This window comes from Paenibacillus sp. AD87 (genome assembly GCF_001659845.1).
GTDB lineage: Bacteria > Bacillota > Bacilli > Paenibacillales > Paenibacillaceae > Paenibacillus > Paenibacillus marchantiae.
Genome location: NZ_LXQN01000007.1, coordinates 3,670,762 through 3,696,239, shown reverse-complemented (window position 1 = coordinate 3,696,239; position 25,478 = coordinate 3,670,762). Strand labels below are relative to the sequence as shown.

General features: G+C 46.8%; 16 protein-coding genes, 1 tRNA gene and 1 riboswitch. Of the genes, 16 read left to right on the top strand and 1 reads right to left on the bottom strand.

The window, feature by feature from the left end; genetic code table 11:
* The first annotated feature begins 99 nt into the window (after positions 1-99).
* From gpAD87_RS16060 to gpAD87_RS16045, 4 genes are all read left to right on the top strand, one after another.
* Positions 100-681, top strand: coding sequence for a xanthine phosphoribosyltransferase (locus gpAD87_RS16060; RefSeq protein ID WP_063564778.1), 582 nt, complete (start codon positions 100-102; stop codon positions 679-681).
* Between the two features lie 98 nt (positions 682-779).
* Positions 780-1,109 (top strand): hypothetical protein, encoded by a 330-nt coding sequence (locus tag gpAD87_RS16055; RefSeq protein WP_024629266.1) that lies wholly within the window; start codon positions 780-782, stop codon positions 1,107-1,109.
* Positions 1,110-1,232: 123 nt separating this feature from the next.
* A complete protein-coding gene (locus gpAD87_RS16050; protein ID WP_063564777.1) occupies positions 1,233-1,451 on the top strand; it encodes a hypothetical protein in 219 nt (72 codons plus the stop codon).
* Positions 1,452-1,568: 117 nt separating this feature from the next.
* On the top strand, positions 1,569-1,898 hold the full coding sequence (locus tag gpAD87_RS16045) for a carboxymuconolactone decarboxylase family protein (RefSeq protein WP_062322073.1): 330 nt from the start codon (positions 1,569-1,571) through the stop codon (positions 1,896-1,898).
* A 104-nt stretch (positions 1,899-2,002) separates the two neighbouring features.
* Here gpAD87_RS16045 and gpAD87_RS16040 read toward each other — a convergent pair whose 3' ends face one another.
* A complete protein-coding gene (locus tag gpAD87_RS16040) occupies positions 2,003-2,467 on the bottom strand; it encodes a C40 family peptidase (RefSeq protein WP_064639184.1) in 465 nt (154 codons plus the stop codon).
* 5 nt (positions 2,468-2,472) lie between these two features.
* Positions 2,473-2,604: riboswitch (cyclic di-AMP (ydaO/yuaA leader) on the bottom strand.
* A gap of 413 nt (positions 2,605-3,017) precedes the next feature.
* Between gpAD87_RS16040 and pelA the strand changes: the two genes are divergently transcribed.
* The 12 genes from pelA (at position 3,018) to gpAD87_RS15980 (ending at position 25,391) form a co-directional block, all read left to right on the top strand.
* Positions 3,018-3,977, top strand: coding sequence for a pectate lyase (gene pelA / locus gpAD87_RS16035; protein WP_064639183.1), 960 nt, complete (start codon positions 3,018-3,020; stop codon positions 3,975-3,977).
* Between the two features lie 118 nt (positions 3,978-4,095).
* Positions 4,096-4,179 (top strand) — tRNA-Leu (locus tag gpAD87_RS16030).
* A 374-nt stretch (positions 4,180-4,553) separates the two neighbouring features.
* Positions 4,554-8,399 carry a X2-like carbohydrate binding domain-containing protein gene (locus gpAD87_RS16025; protein ID WP_231952594.1) on the top strand — a complete coding sequence of 1,282 codons (3,846 nt, stop codon included), beginning with the start codon at positions 4,554-4,556 and terminating at the stop codon, positions 8,397-8,399.
* 418 nt (positions 8,400-8,817) lie between these two features.
* Complete coding sequence (locus gpAD87_RS16020; protein WP_231952592.1) at positions 8,818-10,932, top strand: helix-turn-helix domain-containing protein; 2,115 nt, start codon at positions 8,818-8,820, stop codon at positions 10,930-10,932.
* A 327-nt stretch (positions 10,933-11,259) separates the two neighbouring features.
* Positions 11,260-12,144, top strand: a complete 885-nt coding sequence (locus tag gpAD87_RS16015; RefSeq protein WP_143805411.1) for an ABC transporter permease — start codon at positions 11,260-11,262, stop codon at positions 12,142-12,144.
* A gap of 15 nt (positions 12,145-12,159) precedes the next feature.
* Positions 12,160-13,059 (top strand): carbohydrate ABC transporter permease, encoded by a 900-nt coding sequence (locus gpAD87_RS16010; protein WP_063564773.1) that lies wholly within the window; start codon positions 12,160-12,162, stop codon positions 13,057-13,059.
* A 97-nt stretch (positions 13,060-13,156) separates the two neighbouring features.
* Positions 13,157-14,800 (top strand): extracellular solute-binding protein, encoded by a 1,644-nt coding sequence (locus gpAD87_RS16005; RefSeq protein ID WP_064639181.1) that lies wholly within the window; start codon positions 13,157-13,159, stop codon positions 14,798-14,800.
* Positions 14,801-14,903: 103 nt separating this feature from the next.
* Positions 14,904-16,682 (top strand): right-handed parallel beta-helix repeat-containing protein, encoded by a 1,779-nt coding sequence (locus gpAD87_RS16000; protein ID WP_231952590.1) that lies wholly within the window; start codon positions 14,904-14,906, stop codon positions 16,680-16,682.
* Between the two features lie 29 nt (positions 16,683-16,711).
* A complete protein-coding gene (locus gpAD87_RS15995) occupies positions 16,712-19,087 on the top strand; it encodes a glycoside hydrolase family 95 protein (RefSeq protein WP_064639180.1) in 2,376 nt (791 codons plus the stop codon).
* A gap of 129 nt (positions 19,088-19,216) precedes the next feature.
* The gene (locus gpAD87_RS15990; protein WP_064639179.1) at positions 19,217-21,274 is read left to right on the top strand and encodes an alpha-galactosidase; all 2,058 of its coding nucleotides are present in this window, start codon (positions 19,217-19,219) and stop codon (positions 21,272-21,274) included.
* Positions 21,275-21,427: 153 nt separating this feature from the next.
* Positions 21,428-23,758: a glycoside hydrolase family 95 protein gene (locus tag gpAD87_RS15985; protein WP_064639178.1), complete on the top strand. Its 2,331-nt coding sequence runs from the start codon at positions 21,428-21,430 to the stop codon at positions 23,756-23,758.
* A gap of 100 nt (positions 23,759-23,858) precedes the next feature.
* Positions 23,859-25,391, top strand: coding sequence for a response regulator (locus gpAD87_RS15980; protein ID WP_064639177.1), 1,533 nt, complete (start codon positions 23,859-23,861; stop codon positions 25,389-25,391).
* The last annotated feature ends 87 nt before the right edge of the window (positions 25,392-25,478 follow it).

Below are 25,478 nucleotides of genomic sequence, written 5' to 3'. Positions count from 1 at the left end.
ATTTCTATGCTCTGGACAAGAGCAAAGGCAATTTCGCTTGAACTGATAGCCGGATCTATGATACTTTTACGTCATAGGATAGGCTTGGGAGGTCAAATTATGGAAGTATTGAAACAACGAATTTTACAAGAAGGTGTAGTCATGTCAGATCAGGTGCTGAAGCTGGATGGTCTGCTGAATCACCAGATTGATCCTGCATTGACGATGGAAATGGGACGTGAATTTGCCGCTCGTTTTCGTGAAAGTGGTGTAACTCGGGTCATTACAGTGGAGTCTTCCGGGATTCCGGTCGCCTTTGCTGCCGCACATGAACTGGGTGTTCCGCTGGTATTTGCTCGTCGCAAAAAAACACTTTTGGCTGACCCCGACGCCTACTGTGAAAGAGTACCTTCTTTTACCAAAGGGATCGTAACGGATATTATGGTGTCGCGTGAATATATTCATGAGAATGACCGTATTTTGTTTATTGACGATATCATTGCGAATGGTGATGCCGCTCGTGGTGTCATCAAAATTATCGAACGTTCGGGTGCGGAACTGGTTGGATTCGGTGTCGTGGTCGAAAAATGTTTTCAGGCCGGAGCGCGCACTATTCGTGAGCAGGGCATCCCGGTTGAAGCGTTGGTGCGCATTCGTTCACTGAACGATGGCACCGTGCAATTTGACGATAACGAATTGTGACTTTTTAAAGGAAAAAGTGCCTATTTTTATAACAATGCCTTTGCATGACCGCTGATTTCATTTATAATGGGGTTATGTTAGGGAGAGGAGGCAACACCATGGGTAACCAACCGGCAACAGAACAATTTTTTATTGATAAGCTGGCGGAATCGAAAGTACATTTTGAGCGTGCCCTGGATTGTAAACATACGGAATTCGATGACCTTTATCCCTATATGATTGAACATCCTCAATTTTTCTGGTACAAACGCTACGTTGCCTGGTCAGAATTGCTGACGATTGTAGGCTTGTGCGAAGAGTTGTCCTTCTCTTGGAAAGAACAATTTACACCGCATCAAGTGGAGTACCTTGAAGAACGTGTGATGTCCGCCAAAGTGCTTGATTTTTGGTTTGAGAAGAACGACAGCAAAGAGCACGCGCAGCGGTAACTTTCAGTCGGGACATACTTTCGAATGACATGACAGTCCAATACAGTCACGTGAGACCTAAATGACTTTTCATTTAGGTCTCTTTTTGTAAATAATTTTTTTGGGAAAGTAGGCGCCATAAATATGATCAGTGATGCACAATTGGATGCACTGCGTTTATCGGGTGAAAAAGTAAGGGTAGTACGGGACGAGATTCAGTCCAATGATGTGACAGGTATTGTAGTGGCTTGGGACGGGGAGCAGGTACTCATTCGCCGTCAGAATCGGCGTGTGGTCAAGCTTGATCGGAATTACCGATATCAATTGTTCAGCGAACCACGCGAGAGCCTGCTCGAAGAATAGGACATGCCTATTTAGGTTCATTTACCATGGATGTTTTGGCATAATTACACCTCTCCGGAGAGAAGATAGGTACAGTGAGAGCTTGTAACATATCAGCCGAGAGGATGTGCGGTAACCATGACACTGATGAATGATAAGGTTCATGCCTATAAAGATCAGATTGGTGAATTAAGCGATGTGCTGCCAGCTGTGGTGAAGTCTTATCATGAGTTCACTGGAGAATGTTTTCAGGCAGGGGCGATTGATGCCAAGACCAAACAGCTGATTGCGCTGGGTATTGGACTGTTTGCGAACAATGAGGTGTGTACGTTTTACCATGTGGAAGAGGCACGTGCCAAAGGAGCGACCGATCAGGAGATTATGGAGACGGTTGCTGTGGCTGGAGCGGTAGGCGGAGGCCATGCGCTGTCTCAGGGTGCAATGAGAGTACAGAAGGCTTTACATTAAGTATAGAAGTCTACAGCACACCGGATTTGTAAACAAAAGCCCCAAACAAAGAGGAGGTCCCGGATTCACCCGGAGCCTCCTCTTTGCGCTATATCAAATCAAACTTATATTTTGCCCAGCATTTTGTTATACATAAATTGTCCTGTTACCCGGCGTGCTGTTACGTAACGATCGTTGAAGTAAGGATTGGATAATTGTGTGATGCTGACACCCTTGCTGCTTGAAGCATGAGCGAACTGTCCGCCCCCGATATATACACCTGTATGTGAAATGCCATTGCCCATCGTATTAAAGAATACCATGTCACCAGTACGCAGATTAGCTTTGGATACCGGAGTTCCGGCCTTAGCTTGTTGCTGGGAAGTGCGTGGTAATTCAATGCTATATTTGTTGAAAATATATCTCATAAATCCAGAGCAATCAAATCCGGCCATTGTTGTGCCGCCCCATTTGTAAGGTATGCCAGTCATGTTGTTAACGACGGTGTTAATACTGCTTGCCTCTGTGCTTGCTGCACCGGATGTAAATAGAACTGCTGCTCCAAAAATGGAGATGATAAGCTTTTTCAAAATTTTTGTTCTCCCTTCGATGCCTACGGAGTTAGCTAAGGGTTCGGTAGAAGGTTCCCTATATTTCCTATGTATAAGAATAATTCACCCAAAATGGTTCCCCCGTTTTCAAACATGAAACTCGGCAAATGAATAATTAAGTTTTTGTAACCTTTTGAAACTATATTGCATAAATGCGAAAATGTCAAACCGATTTTGAACACTTCTTATCATCTCAATGTTAACGGAATTATCGCTATTTATGTAGAAATAACTCGAATATTGGGTTTTAATAGATGACAAAAAAGTAACTACTGTTTCAAATGGAGAAAAATTGGATAATTTATTGGCTTTCTCACATTTCGATTAGACGATACCTATAGGTTAAGACAAAGAATTTGTTACATATTGTTGCAATTATTAACAAAATTCATTGTTTTGCATAGAATTCTTTTTGTATAATCCACTTATTGGATGAAAAGAAATAGTTTGAGTTTAAAAACAAATATAAGGAGGGGAGACGCTCAAGGAAAACAGTTTGCAGAAAATGAATTGGGGAGTGTTCTAAACGATGTTGAAGGCACAAGCAAGGTTTGCATCTTTGGTAATGGCATGTACAATGATTTTCTCTGTTGTCGGAATGGTATTTCAGCCTGCTGCTAAGGTATCTGCTGCAGACGCATCTGGAACGACAGCAAGTATCTCAGATATTTTGAAGAATCAACGTCCTGACGGGGGATGGAAGAAGGATTACAAAGAAACAAGTGGTGAGTGGGCCAAATCTACGATTGATAATAAAGCTACATACTCAGAAATTAGAAGATTAGCGAAGGAATTTAAAAAGACAAATGATCCGCGATATTCGGCTGCTGCCATCAAAGGAATCAACTTTTTGTTAAATATGCAGTACTCCAATGGAGGATGGCCACAAGTATACCAGAGCTCAGGCTATCACAAACACATTACCTTCAACGACGATGCCATGATTAATGTCATGTACATGCTGGATGAAGTAGGTGCACGTAAAGGTGATTTCTCATTCATCGACAGCTCTCTTGCGGATCGCAGTAAAAAATCAGTTGCCAAAGGTGTAGATGCTATTCTCAATACACAGGTTGTAGCAAATGGTAAACTGACTGCATGGGGACAGCAGCATGATTCCAGCTCCCTAAAACCTGCAGGAGCAAGGATATATGAAGTGCCTTCTCTAAGTGCTGGAGAGAGCAGTACGATTGTAAAGTTTTTGAAAACAAGACCGTCGAACTCGAAAATTAAGGCTTCCATTCAAGCGGCAGAAGCCTGGTTCAACAACGTGAAAATTACAGGATACAAGTATGTCAGAGAAAACGGAGATAGCAAACTCGTAGCTGATTCAGGTGCATCGCCAATTTGGGCACGTTTTTACGAAATTGGAACGGATAAACCGATCTTCGTAGGACGTGATGGGGTTGTGAAATACAAACTCAGCGATATCGATAAGGAAAGAAGAGGTTGGTATGCCTGGTATGGCAACTGGCCTTCAAAGATATAATTTATAAAAAGCTTTATCATTGAAGGCGAAATTATATTTTTTTTGTTGACACTAATTACCTGCACATGATATATTATCTCTTGTCGCCGCGATATAATTTCTCGGAGATAAGACATACGCGGTCGTGGCGGAATTGGCAGACGCGCACGGTTCAGGTCCGTGTGGGCTAACCCCCGTGGAGGTTCGAGTCCTCTCGACCGCATCATATGTAACACGAAAAAGGTTCCGAGAATGGCATTGCTGCCACTCTCGGAACCTTTTTTATTTGTTTGCAGATTTTGATATTTGCTCATCATAATTGTTTTCAACCCTTTCCCTCGACTTGAGCAAAGATGAAGTTTTATTTGTTTATTTATCCATTAATGGAAATGTGTTTGTTCTGCGACGGTTTGCCCCTATATTTCAGGTTTATTGTACGTAAAATACCGAATTGTACCTATCCTGAGTATCCATCATCCACTATTCTCTTCTCGTATGGAAGCGCTATCAACAAGGATTTGAACGACCAAATTCAGAGGGGGTAGGGATAATTTGAAACGAATCGGAAAAAGGATGGCAATGTGTTTCATGGTATTCATGATTGCAGCAGTGCAGTTCGGAATTATGGGAACGACAGGTAATGTGGCACAAGCAGCAGATAAGAGTCTGGCCCAAAAGCCGTATATGGGTTGGAGTAGTTACAGCATGCAGGTATATGACGGGGCGGGTAACTGGACATCGGCCGAGAGTATTAAGAAGCAATCGGATGCCATGCACGAGAAGCTGCAAGCCCATGGATATGAATACATTAATATTGATGCTGGCTGGAACGGTGACGAAGATGAATACGGCCGTCCAATTCCGAGTACTGTTCTTTATCCAAATGGATTTCAGGAGGTTATTGATTATGTCCATAATAACGGACAGAAGATCGGAATCTATCTGATTCCTGGATTATCAATCACAGCCTATGATAAAAACCTTGAGGTTTATGGTACGGGCGGGGCATGTCATATGCAAGATATTGCAGTAAAACCGCTCGTTGTTATGGATGCTTGGGATTCGTACACGTACAAAATTGATTTTTCGAACCCTTGCTCACTGAAGTACATTGACTCCATCGCGGATCTTCTTGGCGAGTGGGGAATCAACTTTGTCAAATTCGACAGTGTGACGCCAGGATCGGGAATTAATAACCTGAGCCGGGATGCACGCGGTGATGTGGAGGCATGGTCCAAAGCCCTGGACAGAAATAACATCTGGTTTGAGCTTTCCTGGGCGCTTGATCACAATTACGTGGACTTCTGGAAAAAGTATGCAAACGGCTGGAGGATCGACTGGGACGTTGAAGCCTACGACAGCAGTAAGGGATTGACCGAATGGTCGAGTATTTCCCGCTTGTTCCCCATCGCTGCCCTCTGGTGGCGGGATGCAGGTCCCGGAGGCTGGAACGACTTCGATTCACTGAATGTCGGGAATGGCTCGATGGATGGTCTGACCAAGGTTGAGCGGCAAACGGCCACGACCTTCTGGTCTATCTCTTCAGCACCGCTTTATACAGGTAATGATTTAACAAGGCTGGACAGCTATGGATTGGAATTGCTTACGAATGACGAAGTCATTGCCGTCAATCAGACCGGACGTCCAGGCCATCCGGTTTCCATGGAGACCAAGCAGCAGGTTTGGTATGCCAATAACGGAGATGGTACTTACAGTGTAGCCTTGTTCAATTTGGGCGACCAGAGTGCGGAGGTTAAAGTCAAATGGAGCGATCTTGGCCTCAACGGTCCGGCTTCTGTCCGTGATCTCTGGAGCCATTCCGAGCTGGGGAATTTTAATCATGAATTCAGTGGTGGCGTGCTGGAACCCCATGCTTCGCGGATGCTTAAAGTAACCGCACTGAACGGCACATCAGCCGTCAATGACGATGATACAGGCATGCTCTATAGCGGGGATTGGCAGCGCAACGGGGGCAAAGAGCAGACAGATGGGAGACAGGATCTGAGCATAGCAATTAAGGATTCCTCTGGCACTGGTCCAGCGAATAGCAGTCAAGGGGGTACCTTGGACGCTGAAGCTGACAATGCTGCAAATTCAATTTCCGTGGAAGATGCCAGTGTTACCAATGAGGTCTACATTAATGATGATGACATCAGTATTAAATACACGGGCTCATGGAACTCCAATACCGGCAGAAGTTACGGTGATTACAATGGCGATGTGCATTTTACTGAAAAAGACGGCGATTATTTTGAGTATAGTTTCACGGGCACAGGCATTGAACTACTGACGGAGAAGGATAAAGACCAAGGAGACATGATTGTCACCCTCGATAATGGAGTACCTGAAACTGTAAACGCCTATACCAGTGGAGAAAGGGAAGTCCAGCAGGTTTTGTACAGCAAACTTGATTTGGACAACGGCCCACATACCTTGAAGGTGGTCAAGGGCTCGGGCCAGTATATGTTGCTGGATGCGCTTAGAGTAACCATGGAAATTCCTCCTGGAGGGCAGAATAGCACCATTAGTCCGACCTCTGCAAATTTTGACAAGGAGACGGAACAACAGAAGGATGTCACCGTGAGGCTGTCCTTGAACGGCAATACGCTGACCGGCGTTGAAAATGACGGGGCGCTGCTCAGTGAAGACGACTACACGGTGGTCAATGACAAGCTGACTATCAGGAAGCAGTACCTCACGCAGCTGCCTATAGGGACAACGAGTCTAAACGTAATCTTTAGCGCGGGTGATCCCCAGTCTTTGGCAATAAGGATCAACGATACTACGGGCATTCGATTTATAATGATCAATAACGACGATCCGGCAATCAAGTACAACGGCTCCTGGTCACGAAGCACTGGCAGAGGTTTGGGTGACTATAAAGACGATGTGCAGTATACCGAAAAAAACGATGATTCTTTTGAATACACCTTCAAGGGAACAGGGATCCAGTTATTTACGGAGGTTGACCAGTCACAGGGAGACATGGATATCTATGTTGACGACCAATTCAAGGAAACAGTCAGCGCCCATCGTAACGGTCGGCTGGCACAGCAGAACCTGTACAGCATCTCGGGGCTGCCGGATGGGCAGCACACGCTCAAGGCAGTGAAGAAATCGGGTGACTACATGCTGCTCGATATGCTCAAAGTTGAGCTTCCGAATCTAATTAATCCGGTAACCGCGGATTTCGACAAGTCAGCTTCCGCTCAGACGGACATTGATGTGACGCTGCTGCAACAGGCGGAAAGTTTTAGTGGTATTACTAACGGATCACTTGATCTGGTTCCGGGGTCCGATTATACAGTTGCAGGGAACCGAGTTACACTGAAAAAATCGTATCTTGCTGCGCAGTCAGCGGGGACGCTGAACCTCAGCTTTGCCTTCGGCGGTGATTATCTCAATGATGTGCATTCTACGGTGGTGGACGGGGATTCTTTCGAATACACCTTCAAGGGCACTGGAATAAGCATGATTACACCTACCGGACCTGAACAAGGCGAAGTGGATATTTATGTAGACGGACAGCTGGTGCAGACCGTGAACGCCTACAGTCCAAGCCGGCAGATTCAGCAGGAGATTTACAGCATCTCGGGACTGTCGAAAGGCCAGCATACATTCAAAGCTGTGAAGAAATCCGGTGAGCTCATGCTGGCCGATCAACTGAAGTTTACTGTCCCTACTAGAAACGGTGAACCAACGAATCCGTCGAATCCAGGTAGTCCATCCAATCCAAGTGGACCATCGACTCCAGTCGTCCAGCCTTCAGACACTTCTGTGCCTGCGCCAACTCCTGAATCCGTAACTACAGACGGGACAACAGGAACAAAGGGTGGTCAAGATATTCCGTACAAGGCGTATATTCAAGGATATCCGGGCGGGTTGTTCAAGCCGGATAACAAACTCACCCGTGCAGAGATGGCAACCATACTCGCAATGGTATCTGAGAAAGAAGGCACAGGATCTGCTGTTGCATTCAGTGACGTTAAGTCAGAATATTGGGGAGCCGACGCTATTGCCAAGGTAAGCAAGATAGGGTTGATGAATGGTTATAAGGATGGGACTTTTAAGCCAAATCAGCCATTGACTCGTGCAGAGATGGCCACTCTCGTAGCCCTTCTCGGTCCGGATTCCGAGAATTCAGGCGATGGATTTTCTGATATCAGCAGCCACTGGGCCAAGGGAGCCATTTTGAAAGCGCAAAGCGCAGGCATTCTGAAAGGCTATAAAGATGGAACTTTTCGACCGAATGCTTTATTGACAAGAGCGGAAGCCGTTGTAGCAATCAACAGAGCTTTGGGCAGAGCACCGCTCACGAACGTTTCGCAGCCACAGTGGAAGGATGTTCCTTCCACACACTGGGCCTTTGGCGATGTTGAAGCAGCATCTGTCGATCAGGTTGTAAAAGCCCGATCAGAGGTGGAAGAACCAAAGAAGAAATGATGTAAACTAGGATTGGGGGCCATCGTGGCCCCTTTTTTCTGAATGATAAGGAATTATCATCTCAAACCAAAGAACTTCGGAAATGTTAAAAAAAGCAATGATAATCGTCTTTTTATCGTTGCCTTTTATTCATTCCCGAATGAAACGCGATTGAAGAATGAGATAAAACAATTGACTAACCCGGAAAATATTATTATCTTTGATAACGCTACCAATACCTCAAGGAGGGGGAGGAGGGTTACCCATTAAATATTCCAATGTTTTTCGTAAATTTTTAATTTCCTACGTGATCATTTTGGTTATACCCAGCATTGGCGGTTATATGTCTTATCTAACTTCCATCTCCGTAACACAGTCCATTTCCATTGAGAATAGTGTTACCCAACTCCAGAAAAGCCAGGAAATATTGGAGGGCCGCATGGCGGAAGTGGAGGGCTTCACCCGACAGCTTGCAGTTAATCAGGAACTGAACGTTCTGATGAATGAAAGGGACAACGAAACCAACGTATATGGAATATGGAGAACGATGGAGAATGTGTTAACCTTTGGACAGACCAATGATTTTCTGCAAAATTATTATATTTATCTTGCGAATTACAATCTAATTTTGACCCCGGGCTCTTCTTACAGACCGAATCACTATTATACTGATTTTCGTTATAACGATCTTTCGTTGGAAGAATGGATGAAGGACGTGTTGGGGAAGACCCACCGGAGTGAGATTAAACCGCTTAGTTCCTATGTCAGTAGGGGGAAGCAGACTTCGGTAATCACATATATGCAGTCATTGCCTCTGGACAGCTTCAATGATTCTTCACCGGCAGTCGCCGTTGTAATCATTGACGAGAAAATGATTCTTAGTCTGTTGTCCAGCCTGAATGACCGATACGGTGGCTGGGTTCATATCAGCGATGCGGAGGGCAATACCATTGCGCTGCAAGGGAGCTCTGAGCCCGAGATGGTGAAAATGGCCTCGGACTCTCATTTTGACCCAAGCAGAGTCAGCCAGTTCTATGGGGATGATCTCGTGATCACTACAAGATCTGATAAGAACGGATGGGTATACCAAGCGGGTATTCCCCGTCATGTCCTGATGGAGAATGCAAACAGGATCAAGGGGATGACGATGCTGATTACGGGCGGCACATTGCTCATCGGACTGATTGTTGGACTTGTGCTGGCTTATCGCAACAGCGTTCCAATCAATCGACTGTTAAGTGTAATGAAAGAGCAGTTTGGGAAGGATGAATCGGCTCCCAAAAATGAATTTGACTTTTTGAGTGGAAATATCGCTGCTATGCTCACCAAGAACAAGCTGCTTGAATCCGAATTAAATCGCCAGCTCCCACTGGTCAGGGATGCCTTCCTGAAGCGGCTGATCTCCGGCGAATTCAAATCGCGGGATGAGATTCTTTCCGCTGCCGAACAGGCAGATATTAATTTGTATCAAGGCACGGGATATGCTGGAATTGTCCAGATTAAGGGTTATGCCAGTATGGACAGCGTCGAGATCCTGAATGAACTGAATGCCTCCCGATTACTGTTGAAGCAGGCTCTGGCTGAACTGGACGTGGACGTCCTGATGACCGATATGGGCTCGGATAAAGTGGTCATCCTGTTCTTTTCCAAGGAAACCGACTCCGAATTGGATCGTGAAAAGGAAGATATCACGCATATCATGGAGAATCTGGCACAGTATGTGTTCAATGAATACAGGATCACCATCCAGTCAGGATTCGGAAATCTCTTCACATCGTTGACAGAGGTCAGCCTTTCCTTTGATCAGGCCAACCAAGCGCTGGAGTATGCAGTCTACATGAACAAAAAAGGTATGATGTGGAACAACGAAGCCCAAACCGAAAATACAACGTATTATTACCCGCTGGATTCGGAGCAGCGACTGATTGGCACCATTCGTGCAGGAGAACTTGAAGAGGCCAAACGGATTGTCGATGCAATCATTGTGCAGAACATGGAGCAGCGGGAACTGTCCATGGAAATGAAGCATCAACTTGTTGGAGAAATGAAGGGGACTTTTCTCAAGTTGCTGGATCAAAAGGCGTTTACGGAATATGCCTCCATCGAGAATGTGAAACGGAGGGTCATTGATATTGGTTCCTCGGAGCCGCTCGAAACGATCAAAGCTGAGTTTTATGAAATCATGGAAGAGCTCTGCTTCGTTATTGCAAACAAGAAGAAGGATGCTCATATTCAAATCATCAAACAGATTAAGGAATATACTGCGAAAATGTATTCAGATACAGAGCTGACTCTGTATCGGGTGGCAGAGCATGTGGAGCGGCCTGAGAAATACATTTCTCAATTATTCAAAGAGTTTACGGGGGTTAATTTCTCCGATCACCTGATCAAAGTCCGAATGGATCAGGCTGTGATTTTATTAAAAGAGAGTAATTATACGGTGGACGAAATTGCGTCACGGGTAGGTTACAATAGTTCTCACTCCTTTAGGAGGGCCTTCAAACGATTGAATGGCGTTTCGCCCAGTGTGTATAGACAATCGGTTGACGATTAAATGAAAGGAAGACCTATAGGCTGTGTTGTCCGTGTTCCGGACAATACGGTCTTTTTTTTGCAAATACGCCCCCGTAATGGGGAAATGGCTGTCGTACTGCGGATGTGTGCCCCCAAAAACAGGATAATTGTACGTTTAACGTCGCAGGTGTACCTGTTTATGGGACATCAAAATCGACTATGATCAGAATCAAGAAAGCGCTATCATAAATTACGCATCGCAGACAGCTAGTAAGGGGGGATTGTTCTGGAGAAGGAAATCGTATTAAATCACAAGACATCAACACAGCCGAAGGCACCTGGTTTTCTGACCAATGCCCGCAAAAGAATGATGAAGCACTGGCAGTTACATCTACTGGTGATTCCGCCCTTGCTATTTTTTCTCATCTTCAAGTATTATCCGATGATCAATGCGGTTCTTGCCTTTAAGGACTATAACGTCATCAAGGGGATATGGGGAAGTGATTGGGTTGGTTTTCAAAACTTTCGTCTGTTCTTTGAGAACCCATTATTCTGGACCCTGGTGAAGAACACCATTTTACTTAGCGGCTATTTAGTGCTGGCCGGATTTCCAATTCCGATTGTGCTCGCACTCATGATTAATGAGGTACGCGGAGCAAAGTTCAAGAAATTCGTCCAACTCGTATCCTTTGCACCCTATTTCATCTCAACAGTCGTGATGGTGTCCATGATTATGCTGTTCCTGGCACCACGGCTTGGATTTGTGAACATCGCCATGAACTTCTTTGGGCTGGATTCCGTGAATTTTCTGGGTGAGCCGGGCATGTTCCGTTCGATCTATGTCTGGTCCGATATTTGGCAGACTGCGGGCTACAGTGCGGTTATTTATTTGGCAGCACTTGCCGGAATCGATCCCACATTGTACGAAGCGGCCAAAGTCGATGGAGCCTCGCGTTTTCAAAAAATTCGTCACGTGGATCTGCCCGGGCTGGTGCCAACCATTGTCATCATTTTGATCCTGAATGTCGGAAATGTCATGGCGATTGGCTTTGAGAAAGTCTACCTGCTACAGAATCCGCTCAATCTGGCTAATTCTGAAATCATTGCAACTTATGTCTACCGAGTCGGCCTGTTGAATGCCAACTATAGCTTTGCAACTGCGGTGGGGCTGTTCAACTCACTGATCAATCTGGTCTTACTGGTTACGGTGAATGGTTTGGCGAAGAGAGTTACTAAGAATAGCATTTGGTAGGAAAGGAGTTCACCTATGGCTGCAAACGTTCAAACCAAGATTAAAGAGTCCGCTGTGGACAAAACGTTTCTGATTACAATTTACATTTTGCTCAGTATCGTGGCGCTGGTGGTCATTTACCCACTGATATTTATCGTAAGCAGCTCAATCAGCAGCCCGGCAGCAGTAACTTCCGGTCGAGTATGGCTGTGGCCCGTAGATATCTCCTTCAACGGTTACAAGGCATTATTTAATACACCTGAGATTCTCATCGGCTACGGTAACTCCATTTTCTATACGGTCGCAGGTACCCTGATCAGTGTAGCGTTGACCATCATGATTGCTTATCCGTTGTCACGCAAAACCTTTTTCGGCAGAAACACCCTGATGATGATCATTACCTTTACCATGATTTTCAGTGGTGGGCTGATTCCGACTTATATGGTTGTGAAGCAGCTTCATCTGATTGATACTCGCTGGGCGTTACTGATCCCGAATGCAATCTGGGTATGGCAGGTCATTATTGCTCGCTCGTTCTTTCAATCTTCTATTCCGGGGGAGCTTCTGGAAGCCAGTGAAATTGACGGCTGTAGTGATATGCGATTTATCTGGAGTGTTGTACTCCCGTTATCGAAGCCGATCATCGCCGTGCTGGTTCTCATGTATGCTGTGGGGCAGTGGAATGCGTACTTTGATGCCCTGATCTACCTCAAATCGGCAGACCTGTTCCCGCTGCAACTCATCTTGCGAAGTATCATCATTCAAAATAATGGTTCGGGTGCCATGGACGTCGCGAAAATGGTGGAAAGACAGCAGCTTACCGAACTGTTAAAATATTCGTTAATTGTGGTCGCCACTTTGCCTGTACTTGTCATCTATCCATTTGTACAGCGTCATTTTGTACAGGGGATGCTGGTCGGTTCCGTTAAGGGTTGATCCTTAGATTCGGTGTATGGAGAAAGAAGATATAGACAGTTCATACGCAAGGTACCATCGTCTCAACTGGTAAACTACAAAAAGGGAGTGATCAGATTTGAAGAAAAGTATGGTAACGTTATTGATGCTTGTAGTGGCATTCACAGTTGTCATGAGCGGGTGTTCCAATGGCAGCTCATCTACTGCACAACAGGGGAGCTCGGAAGAGGGCGGCAAGGTGAATATTAGCGTGTTCGCGGTTCAGGACTCTAGCATTGATATTCCGACCAATAAATTCACTGCATTTGTGGAAGACAAATTCAATATCAAATTCAATTGGGAGATCAACCCATCGGATGGAGCCAAGGAAAAGCGGCAAATCTCGCTGGCAAGCGGCGACTACCCTGATGCCTATCTGCTGACCCACTATATAGACCAATTCTCTCAGGCAGATCTGCTGAAGTATGGCAAGCAGGGTGTGCTCGTTCCTTTGAACGACCTCATTGATCAATACGCTCCCAACATCAAAGCAGCTATGGAGAAGAACCCTAATTTGAAAACGCTTAATACAGCACCTGATGGCAATATCTATGGACTTGTTGCGTATACGGAGTGTTTCCACTGCTCCTATCCGAGCAAGATGTGGATTAATACTGATTGGCTGAAAAAGCTGAATCTGGAAATGCCAAAGACTACCGAAGAATTCAAAAACGTGCTGCAAGCATTTAAAACGCAGGACCCGAACGGAAACGGCAAAGCAGACGAGGTGCCGCTGAGTGGTTCCATAGAGGAGTTCGGCGTACGGATTATTCCGTTCCTGATGAATGCATTTGTCTATGATGATGACAGAAATTACCTGAAAATGGAAAATGGGAAAGTTCAATCTGCGGCAATTACACCAGAATGGAAAGACGGATTGACTTACATCAAGTCCCTCTTTGATGCAGGTCTGATTGACCCTGGCGCATTCACACAAAATGCAGAAGCGTTCAAGAAAATCGGTGAAAATGCTGACGCTGAAATTTTGGGTGCTGGTGCAGCTATGCATCCCGCAATTTTCGTAAACATTGACGAAGGCAATACTCGCTCGGCGCACTATAACCCGCTGGCACCGATTTCTGGACCAAAGGGTGTGTCCTATGCGACGCATGATGCGGGCGGTGTATCTCCAGGAGCGAAATTTGTAATCACAAACAAGGCAAGTGAAGAAGCGCAGATTGCCCTGATCAAAATGGTTGATTACATGTTCACACCAGAAGGCCAAACAAACGGTGCAAGTGGTATGAAGGGGATTGACTGGACTGACCCGGTGGAAGGTGATGTGGCACTGGGTAAAGACGTTAAACCTGTAGTGAAACAAATCCCTATGGCTGAAGGTGAGGCACCACGTAATGCGGGCTGGAGTGGTATGGCTCACTTCTATATGCCAAAAGAATATCGTGATACCTTCGTTCAAGGCACAGATATTTATGCATCCAATGGTTATGAGCGCAGATTATATGACGCATCGCTGTTGTACGAAGGGCATGAGCCGAAAGAGTTGTTCCCGATCTGGTCCGTCTGGATTGATCCAAACGAAATTGACGAAGCCAGTTTACTGCAAACCAACATCAGAAACTACATTGAGCAAAATGAATTGCAATTCATCACAGGCAACAAGGACTTGAATAAGGACTGGGATGCTTATGTGAAAGGTTTACAGAACCTGAAGCTCGATCGTTATCTGGAAATTTTGCAAAAAGCATATGACACAAGCAAGTAATTAAGAGGGATATCGGAATCAGGTGCCTATGATGTACCGGCACCTGATTTTCCTTGTATTTAGGCAGAAGCGAAGTATGATGATGGAGTATATGTGATGATAGATGATAGAAGAAGCAATGGATGTGTTACATACCAAGAAGGGTGGGATCATCATTCCTGTGACAGAACAAGAAGATATCACGAATTTCACGACGATAAGTTTGACGGATTATGGCGCTGTGCCGGACTCTGAGTTGGACACCCAGCCAGCCATGGCTCGTGCCATTCAGGCGGCGGCCGAAATCCCTGGTCCGGTGGTGCTGGACTGTGCTAGAGGCAGATATCATTTCTACCCGGAGGAGGCGATTCGGGCGCCTTATTATATCTCCAATACGACGAGTGAAGAAGAGAATCCAGACGTAACCAAGACTATTGCCATTTTGCTGAAAGGTTTGAACGATGTAACACTGGAGGGCAACGGCTCCCTGTTTATTTTCCACGGTAAACAGACCCTGTTTTTGCTGGACAATTGCATAAATGTAGAGATTCGCAACCTGCGTACAGACTATCACCAGCCGACGGTGACCGAGATGACGATTATCGCAAGTGGAAAGCATTATTTCGATGCGCGGGTTCACCCCGATTCCCGTTATCACATTCGGGACAACAGGCTAACCTGGCTCGGTGAAGGCTGGAGTTTTGCGGAAGGTCCTATGCAAACCTATGATCCATTGCAGAATACAACCTGGCGAATCGACAATTGGTTGGAGTTGACCCAATCTGTGGAAGAACTTGAGCCCATGACCATCCGTTTGCATTTTAATTTTCAACCTGATGTGGTCCCTGGGCATGTACTACAAAACCGCGATGGCATTCGTGATCAAGTTGGAGCTTTTATGACCGAATGCTCGGATATAACATGGAGAGACGTGAGTCTGCATTTTCTGCACGGACTCGGGGTCGTCGGACAGTTCAGCACAAATCTGACCTTCTCACGGATGAACCTGGCTCCCCGCACCGAAACGGAACGGACAGTTGCCAGCTTTGCAGATTTTCTGCACATCTCCAGCTGCAGAGGCAAGGTTACCGTAAGGAACAGCTATTTTTCCGGTTCGCATGATGATCCTGTCAATGTCCACGGTACCTATTTACGAATTGTAGATCAGCCAGCAGTAGATTGTGTGAAGGTTCGATTCATGCATCCCCAGACGTATGGGCTTCCAGCATTTTATCCTGGTGATGAAATCGAATTTATCCGTTCCGGTTCGTTGACGACCTACGCCTCCAACAATGTGGTTGCGGTTGAGCGTTTAAGTGCTCGTGAGCTTTTATTGACTCTTGCTCATCCGGTACCGGACGGTATTGGCAACCATGATGTCATTGAGAATGTAACCTGGACACCTGAAGTGGAAATTACAAATAATCATTTTGCCCGAGTACCAACACGAGGCATACTCGTAACGACTCGTCGGAAAGTGCTGATTAGCGGGAATACGTTTGAACGCATGTCCATGAATGCTATTTTGATTGCGGTGGATGCGGAGTCCTGGTATGAGTCCGGAAGGGTAGAGGATGTGACGATCTCCGATAACCATTTTATTGAATGTGGCGGCAGTGAGCATCCCGTGATATTCATATCCCCGGAGAATGTGGTGGTTGATGAGAGCGCTCCGGTCCACCGACAGGTCGTTATCCTGAATAATCGTTTCGAAACTTGTAGTGATGTCCCGATTCTAAGCGCCAAATCCACTTGTGGGTTGGTTTTCAAGTCGAATAAAATATGTTCCTCCAGCGAGACAGGAAAGTTATCCGGCGTTGAAGAAGCAGTCTATGCAATAGCCTGCAGCGAGGTTGACATTGCGGATAATACGTTCACTAATGTTCCAGAAGGTATTGACTAGCAATTGAGAAATCATGAGGGAGAGTGCACATGAAACTTCAATATGACAAACCTGCACATGTATGGACGGAAGGGCTTCCCATTGGTAATGGCCGTCTGGGCGGTATGATCTTTGGTGGAGTGGAGCAGGAGAAAATCAGCTTAAATGAGGATACTTTATGGTCCGGTTATCCGAAGAACGGCAACAATCCTGGCGCAAAGGACGCTCTGCCAAAGGTCCGCAAGCTGTTACAGGAGGAACGTTATACAGAAGCGGACACGCTGACCAGAGAAATGATGGGACCTTACACTCAATCGTACCTGCCTTTCGGGGATTTACTCCTACGTTTTGAGCACGGGAACATCTACCATTCCTATAAGCGGACGCTGGATGTAGAACATGCAGTGCACAGCCTTGAATATCAGATTGGCCATGTTATATATACCCGTGAAATGTTTGCGTCGCATCCTGATCAGGTACTTGTACTGCGGCTGGCTGCGAGTGTGGAAGGTGCGTTGAATGTACATGCGTCACTGGATAGCCCGCTTCGGCATGTGACTAGTGTTAGGGAAGGCCGCTTTGTTATGGAAGGAACGGCCCCTGAACATGTCGATCCCAGCTATGTTGCAAGCGACGATCCGATCCGATACGGTGACCCCGGAAATAACAAGGGCATGGTCTTTGAAGGACAGCTAGCGGTAAAGACAGAGGACGGACAGGTAACTGTGGATGGCAGTGGAATTCATGTATTGGGTGCGACAACGGCAACTTTTTATTTCAGTGCGGCAACAAGTTTTAATGGTATGGATGCCATTCCGGGAGTCGAGGGGAAAGATGCTTCCTTCACTGCAAGTTCATTTCTGAATGAGGCGGTAGCCAAGCCATATGACAGCCTGCTTGACTCCCATATTGCGGATTATCGTCTGCTCTTCGATCGGGTGAAGCTTCAGCTGGGGAATTCACCTGCTCCGGAGCAGATGTCCACTGAACAGCGGATTACGACCTATGGGGCGGAGGATCCGGGGCTTGTGGAGCTTCTCTTTCATTATGGGCGCTACTTGCTGATAGCAAGCTCCCGTCCGGGAACGCAGGCTGCGAATCTTCAGGGCATATGGAATGCAGTAACTCGTCCTCCCTGGAGCAGCAATTATACGCTGAATATTAATACTGAAATGAACTATTGGCCGGCTGAAATATGCAATCTGGCTGAATGCCATGAGCCCTTGCTGGACTTGATCAGCAATTTGGCGAAGAAGGGCGCTGAGACCGCACAGGTCAACTATGGCACCCGAGGCTGGACCACGCATCATAACACAGATATCTGGGGACAGACGGCTCCGGTGGGCAATTATGGTGACGGTGATCCAAGCTGGGCCTTCTGGCCGATGGGCGGTATTTGGCTGACCCAGCATTTATGGGAGCATTATGCCTTCAGCGGAGACGAGACGTTTTTGCGAAATTCCGCTTATCCAGTGATGAAGGAAGCTGCGCTGTTCGCACTGGACTGGCTCATTGACGATGGTAGCGGTCACCTTGTGACTTCACCTTCAACTTCGCCGGAGCATAAATTCCGGACAGAGGAAGGCGTAGCAGCGGTCAGTCCGGGTTCAACCATGGATATCTCATTGATCTGGGAGTTGTTTACCAACTGTATTGAAGCCTCGGAGATCCTTGGAGCGGACCCGGATTTCAGAAAAGAACTGGTGAGCATCCGTGAGCGTCTGCTGCCGCTGCAAGTCGGGAAATATGGCCAATTGCAGGAGTGGGCGAAGGACTATGAGGATGAGGACATTTACCACCGGCATACCTCGCATCTGGTAGGCGTGTATCCGGGTCGACAGCTTTCGGACGAAGAGACACCAGAGTTGTTTGTCGCCGCCAGAACCTCCCTTGAGCGGCGGGGAGACGAAAGCACGGGTTGGAGCCTGGGATGGCGTGTTGCACTTTGGAGCCGTTTCAGGGAAGGAAATCGTTCCCTGCATCTGCTCTCCAACATGCTGCGTCTGGTCAGAGATGGAGCGTCGGAACAATACAACCATGGCGGTGTATATCCGAATCTTCTGGGCGCACATCCTCCGTTTCAGATCGACGGCAACTTCGCGGCCTCTGCCGGGATAGCTGAGATGCTGCTGCAATCTCACCGTCCTTATATGGAACTGCTACCTGCACTGCCGGATGCTTGGCAGCAGGGCAATGTTTCCGGCCTGCGTGCCCGAGGCGGATTTGAGGTCAGTATCCGGTGGGACAACGGACAACTTGCAGAAGCGCACATCACTTCACACCTGGGTCGGGAGTGTGTGCTTAGAGGTGAAGGTCCAATTGTGGTAACGCTTGACGGCAGCGTGGTTGAAACGGAGGAAACCGATTCAAATATCATAGGTTTCCCTACATTTGCAGGACGTACTTACAAGATTAAGTTGAGTTAAATCGCATTATGGATCGGAAGATCGTTGCATGGAAAATGCTCTATTCGGTCTTTATAATGAGGGCAGACTTGGGCAGGAGAGACATGATCAGCTCCGCTCAGGGCACAGCATGCAACAATAAGGAGGCATATGATGCTAACTAGCGATACAGCCGTACAAGTGCAGCAACAGAATGTTAATCTTGTAAGCGTTACAAATGGCCACGTGAGCCTGGAGATCAATCTTGAAAATGGTGAAGTGTCCTTTATCGGCAACCATTCTTCCCATGTAAAGGGCATTCGTAGTGCTTTTCGCTGGCAGGGCCGGGAATACAGCACGGATCATTATCAGAACCATGAGCTGACGGCACAGGAAGATATTGTTCGAGAAGGTTTTGGAAAAGGCATCCGCTTGGTTGTTCTGCATAAAGCATCGTTGCTGCCGCAACTGGAGCAGCATTTCTATATGTATGAATCCTCACCGTATGTACTGGTGCAGACCGCTATAGTCGGTGATGAAGAGCTTAAGGCGAATCGCATGGCTGTCATCCAATCCAAAACCATATCACTCGGCGGAGAATCCGACCAGAATGAACCAAGCATTCTGCGTGTTCCGTTTGACAACGATAAATGGGTCAGATATACGGTGGTTAAGCCGCCGCTTGATGTGGAGAGTTACGAGGCGACAGTCTTGTTCGCGCCCGACAGCCGCCGGGGAATTGTGATGGGTTCCCTTACGCATAAGGTATGGAAAACAGGGATTCGTATGCAAAGCGAAAAAAGCGGACATATCGAGGGACTTGATCTGTATGGCGGTGCCGTGAGTGAACTGACTCGCGATTCCCAGCCTCATGGTTATGTGAAGGGAAAAAGAGTTGAATCTCCATTGGTATTCGTTGGGTTCTATGAAGACTACCGTGAAGGTCTTGAAGCCTACGGTCAGGCTAATAGCTGGATTGAGGCTCAATTACCTTGGGAGGGCGGTGTCCCCATCGGATGGAACAGCTGGTCTGCGGCTATGAGTGATCTGGACTATGATCTATATACAGCGACCAGCGATTTTCTGAAAAATGAAGTGCAGCCGCTTGGATTCGAGAATGAGGATACGTTATATATCAACTTTGATGCTTTCTGGGACAATTTCACGCCGGAAGAGATGAAGAGCGCACTGGACCGAGTACGGCAAAACGGACATAGAGCGGGAACGTACTGGACCCCATTTGCCTTCTGGGGAGGACCTGATCAGTTCGGTCAAGCGGTCGAAGGAACGAACGGCAAGTACACCTATGCAGATATCCTGCTGCGTGACAGTGAGGGCGAAATTCTGCCAGATGTAGACGGTGGTCTGGCGATAGACCCGACACATCCTGGCAACCTGCAAAGAATCGACTGGTTCACGGATAAATTCATCTCGGAAGGTTTCGAATATATCAAACTGGATTTCGTGGCACATGGCTCGTTGGAGGGACAGCACCACAATCCGAATATTACAACAGGGATCGCGGCTTATCATTATGGCATGTCTTATTTGCAGCATAAGCTCTCGCCAGAAGTAATCGGACGGCCATTTTTCATTAACTTGTCCATCGCTCCATTATTTCCATATGCTTTTGCCCACAGCCGCCGTATTTCCTGTGATGTCTTCGGTACACTTGCGGATACGGAATATCTGCTGAACTCGCTGACACACGGTTGGTGGATGAGCAATACGCTCTATCGCTACAATGATCCGGATCATTCGGTGTTATACAAGAGCTTCAACCAGGAAGCTACCGGCTGGCATGAAGGACGTAGCCGTCTGACTGCTTCAGTCATTTCCGGTACGGTGCTTCTACTCGGGGATGACTTCCGTAAAGAGGAAGCTGCCGAACGAGCAAAAGAATGGCTTGGAAACAAGGATATTTTGAACGTTGCTCGTATGGGCAAAACCTTCCGACCAGTTGAAGGTGATTTTGGGAAGCTGTCTTCTGACGTGTTTGTCCTTGAATCGTCGGAAGAGAAAAGTTTCTATCTCGCCGTCTTCAACTTTGATGCTGAACAAGCTGCGGTTAAATCCATCTCGCTGGAGCGGGCCGGGCTAAACGTCAATGCCGTATACAGCTTGCAAGATCTGTGGGAAGGCTCACAAGGGGAAACGTCTGGAGAGCTTACGGTCTCACTGGAACCGGCGGAATCCAAAATCTTCAGATTGACCTTGAAGGGAAACTGACCTGGGCGAAACGACTATCCAGAGTTGTGATCGGTTTTAGGATATAAAAACAAAGTCAAACGCGCGCTTTTGTATCTCACAGATCGCGCGTTTGTCTATTTTGGGAATGAGTCTATTTCTAAAGATAATCATTATTGGACTGGAGGACATGATATGAACGATTTTACTTTGTGGTATTCAACCCCTGCAGCGGATTGGTCTCAAGGCCTGCCGCTGGGTAATGGAAGAATAGGGGCGGTTGTTATGGCGTCTTCGCATCGAGAAGTATGGAGTATGAGCGAGGTTACCTACTGGTCGGGTCGAATTGATCCGGAGCACCCTTCCGAAGGAGGTAAGGCTGCACTTCAAGAGATGCGAGATCATTTTTTCTCTGGGGATTATGATGGAGGAGACCGTCTTGCCAAGCAGCATTTACAGCCAAAGAAACGTAATTTCGGCACCCATCTTGGATTATGTGATGTTGTTATTGATTTTGGGAAGAAGAATTCGGGTTCTGATGAAACTGGAAGCTTCCAACGCGAGCTGGATCTGACTCATGCGCTGGCCGGGGCGTTCTGGAAAGATGATGACATCACGATTCTTCGTGAAGTTTTCGCTTCTCACGCCGATGATATAGTGGCCTCAAGAATTTGGAGCAATGTTCAGGGTTGCGTATCCTTTACACTTGGCTTGCAGGCAGGCACGGACTCATTCAAGGTAGTAGCCTTAGATGACAACACGCTTGAATTCCAAGGGCAGGCAACGGAAAATGTACATAGTGATGGGACTTGCGGCGTATGGGCCAAGGGTTTGGTCAAGTTGGTTGTATCCGGGGGTACCATCGTAAGTAGAGATGGTCGATTGAACGTGACCGGAGCGGATGAGGCATGGATTTATTTTAGTGTAAGCACGGATTATCGCCGTACAGATCAGGATTGGAAAACAGAGAACGAGTATACGCTGATGAAGGCTTTAAACAAGGGGTATGCCTTGCTTAGGGAGGATCATATCCGCGATTACGGCAAGCAATATGACAAGATTGATATTCAGTTGGGGCTCAAGGGGAAATCGGGTCTGGCTACAGATCAACGTATTCGTTTGTTGGAACAGGGTAATGGGGATGAAGATCCGCAGCTGTACGCATTGTTTTTTCAATATGGACGGTATCTGACCATTGCGGGGTCTCGCGAGAACTCTCCGCTGCCACTCCATCTCCAAGGAATCTGGAATGATGGTGAAGCGTGCCGAATGGGCTGGAGCTGTGATTATCACCTTGATATGAATACCCAGATGAATTATTACCCCACAGAGATTACGAATCTAGGAGAGAGCCATCTTCCGTTATTTAGGTATGTTGAGGATCTGGCACAGGCGGGCAGGGAAACGGCTCGTAATGTATATGGATGCGATGGGTGGGTCGCTCATGTCTTCTCCAATGTATGGGGCTTTACGTTGCCTGGATGGGAGACCTCATGGGGGCTGAACGTTACAGGCGGATTATGGCTGGCTACACACCTGATTGAGCATTATGAGTACAGTCAGGATCGTGTTTTCCTAGAGAATGTGGCCTATCCTGTACTTAAGGAATCCGCGGCTTTCTATCTGGACTACATGTGTGAGCATCCTCGGAACGGTTGGCTGGTGACGGGTCCTTCCAATTCGCCGGAAAATCATTTCTATTCTGATAATTCGAGAGAGGGGGCACAGCAGCTGTCCATGGGAACGACAATGGACCAGATGCTGGTGCGCAGGCTCTTCGAATTTTGTCTTAATTCAGTTGAACTTTTGAACAAAGACGAGGAACTTGGACGCAAGCTGGAAGAAGCAATCAGCAAGCTACCACCTCTACAGATCGGCAAGAAAGGCCAGTTACAGGAATGGCTGGAGGATTATGAGGAGGTGCAGCCGGAGCATCGGCATTTGTCTCATATGTATGCGCTGTATCCTGACAATCAGATTACACCTGACCATACACCGGAACTCAGTACTGCAGCACGAGTAACGCTGGAGAACCGCATGGTCCAGGAAGAGCTGGAGGATGTTGAATTTACAGCTGCTTTGTTTGGACTGGGTTTTGCGAGATTGCACGATGGGGAGACGGCATATAAACACCTCTCACATTTGATCGGCGGCCTGTGCTTCGATAATCTGTTCACCTATTCCAAGTCTGGAATTGCTGGAGCAGAGAGTAATATTTTCGTCGTTGATGGAAATTTCGGCGGTACAGCTGTCGTAGCGGAGATGCTGCTGCAAAGTTATGAGGGCGAGATTCACCTCCTCCCAGCGCTGCCACAGGCATGGAGCACAGGATCTATCTCCGGTCTGCGGGCAAAAGGGAATGCCGAGGTTGATATCGTCTGGGAGAATGGAAAGCTGACCTCTACGAACATTCACACTTTCTCGCCGGGAACGTTCACCATTTGTTGGGGCAACCATAGAACGATCCTTCATGCCGAAGCAGGCGAAAGTTACTATTTCAATAGCGAGCTGGAGTTGGTAAAATAACGATCTATACTTGAAAATAACTTTCATTTATATGGACCATGGTCCAACGGGGGGAAAAACATATAATAGAGACAGAAAGAGACAAAGGGAGGGGACGTTGATGTACAGTATTTTTTTGGTAGACGATGAAGAACTGGGACTTGAGATGATGAGGGATTACATTCGTTGGGAAGAGATGGGTATCTATATCATGGGAACGGCGAGTAACGGCAGGGAGGCCTTGGAGAAGATTGAGGCCACCCAGCCTGATATCGTTCTTACCGATGTTCAGATGCCGATAATGAACGGTATTGATCTGGCGAGAAAGATACATGAGAGCTACGACTCGATCCAGGTGATGTTTCTGACCGGGCACGATGAATTTCAATATGTAAAATCGGCTATCAACGTAGGGGCCGTGGGATATATGCTAAAACCTTTGGATTTAAACGAAATTGAAAGCGTTATCAGTAAAGTTAAACAGCGTTGTGAAGAAGTTGCAATGAAGAACCGTTCCATGGAGGCAGCCAAAGCCAATATCCTGAAGGAGTTATCTTACGAAAAAAATGAGGATCGTGCTCTTGATCTCGCTTTTAGTTACAGCCGTCTAACCCGACAACCGGAGACCACCCGATATGCAATGGCCTTGTTCAGTATCGATCCCAAGGAGGCTGAAGAGGAACAGCAAAGTCTGGAGGAATGTACAGGACGGCTGGTGTCTTTTCTCGACCATTTCTTCAAGGCGAAGAACCTGAAAGCGATCTTTGTGGATTACAAGGAAGGAGAGACGGGTGTATTTATGGAAGCGGCCCAGCAGCCGGGACATTATGCGTGGGAAGACTTGGCTGAGGCTATTCGTAGTGCCCTCGATTTTACGGTGACGGCAGCTGTAGGAGGACAAGAGACAGAGTTATCCCATATTCACTGTCTGTACGAACAGACACGCATCGTTTTGAATGAGCGTTTCTATGAAGGTACAGGCACCATTATTCATGCGGAGTCGCTTTCGAACCAGTTTTATACGGAGCATATGCCCCCTTTTGAACAAAAGGAATGGTTTGAGGCCATTAACCGACTGGATTTTGAATGGGCCGCACAGAAGCTGCACGGGTATATTGAGGGATTGGCAACACTGCGAGTTAAGAAAAAAATCATCTGCGACTGGTCAATAGATCTCGTTAATGAGCTGTTGGAGCAGCTTCATAAACCTGTTCCGAAACGGGCTGAGCTGTATCATTCCATCTATAATGCACTGACTCTGCATGAGATCGAGGATCTGATTCTCGGTACTGCGGAAGATGCCGTGAGTATGCTGGGTGAGCGGTTTATGGACAAAAATGCAAAGTTGATTCACAGGGTCCGTACCCTCATCGATCAGAATTATAATCAGCCGATTACCATCAACAGCCTGTCTGATCAGGTCTATTTGTCACCGAACTATTTGAGATCCATTTTTAAGGACAAAACAGGGATGACAATTCACGATTATCTGACACGCATCAGACTGGATAAAGCCAGGGAACTGCTGGCTGATGGTTCTCTCAAGATTCACGATATCGCGCAGAACGTGGGCTATGAAAGTACATCCTATTTTATTTCTCTGTTCTTGAAGACACAGGGCGTAACACCCAACGAATACAGGAAAAGTATTTAACGATACAGGCTGTTTGGTAATGATGATGTTGATCCTCCTGTTTTCCTTAAACATGATTTGGATAGGTTCCCTCTTACTAACCCATGA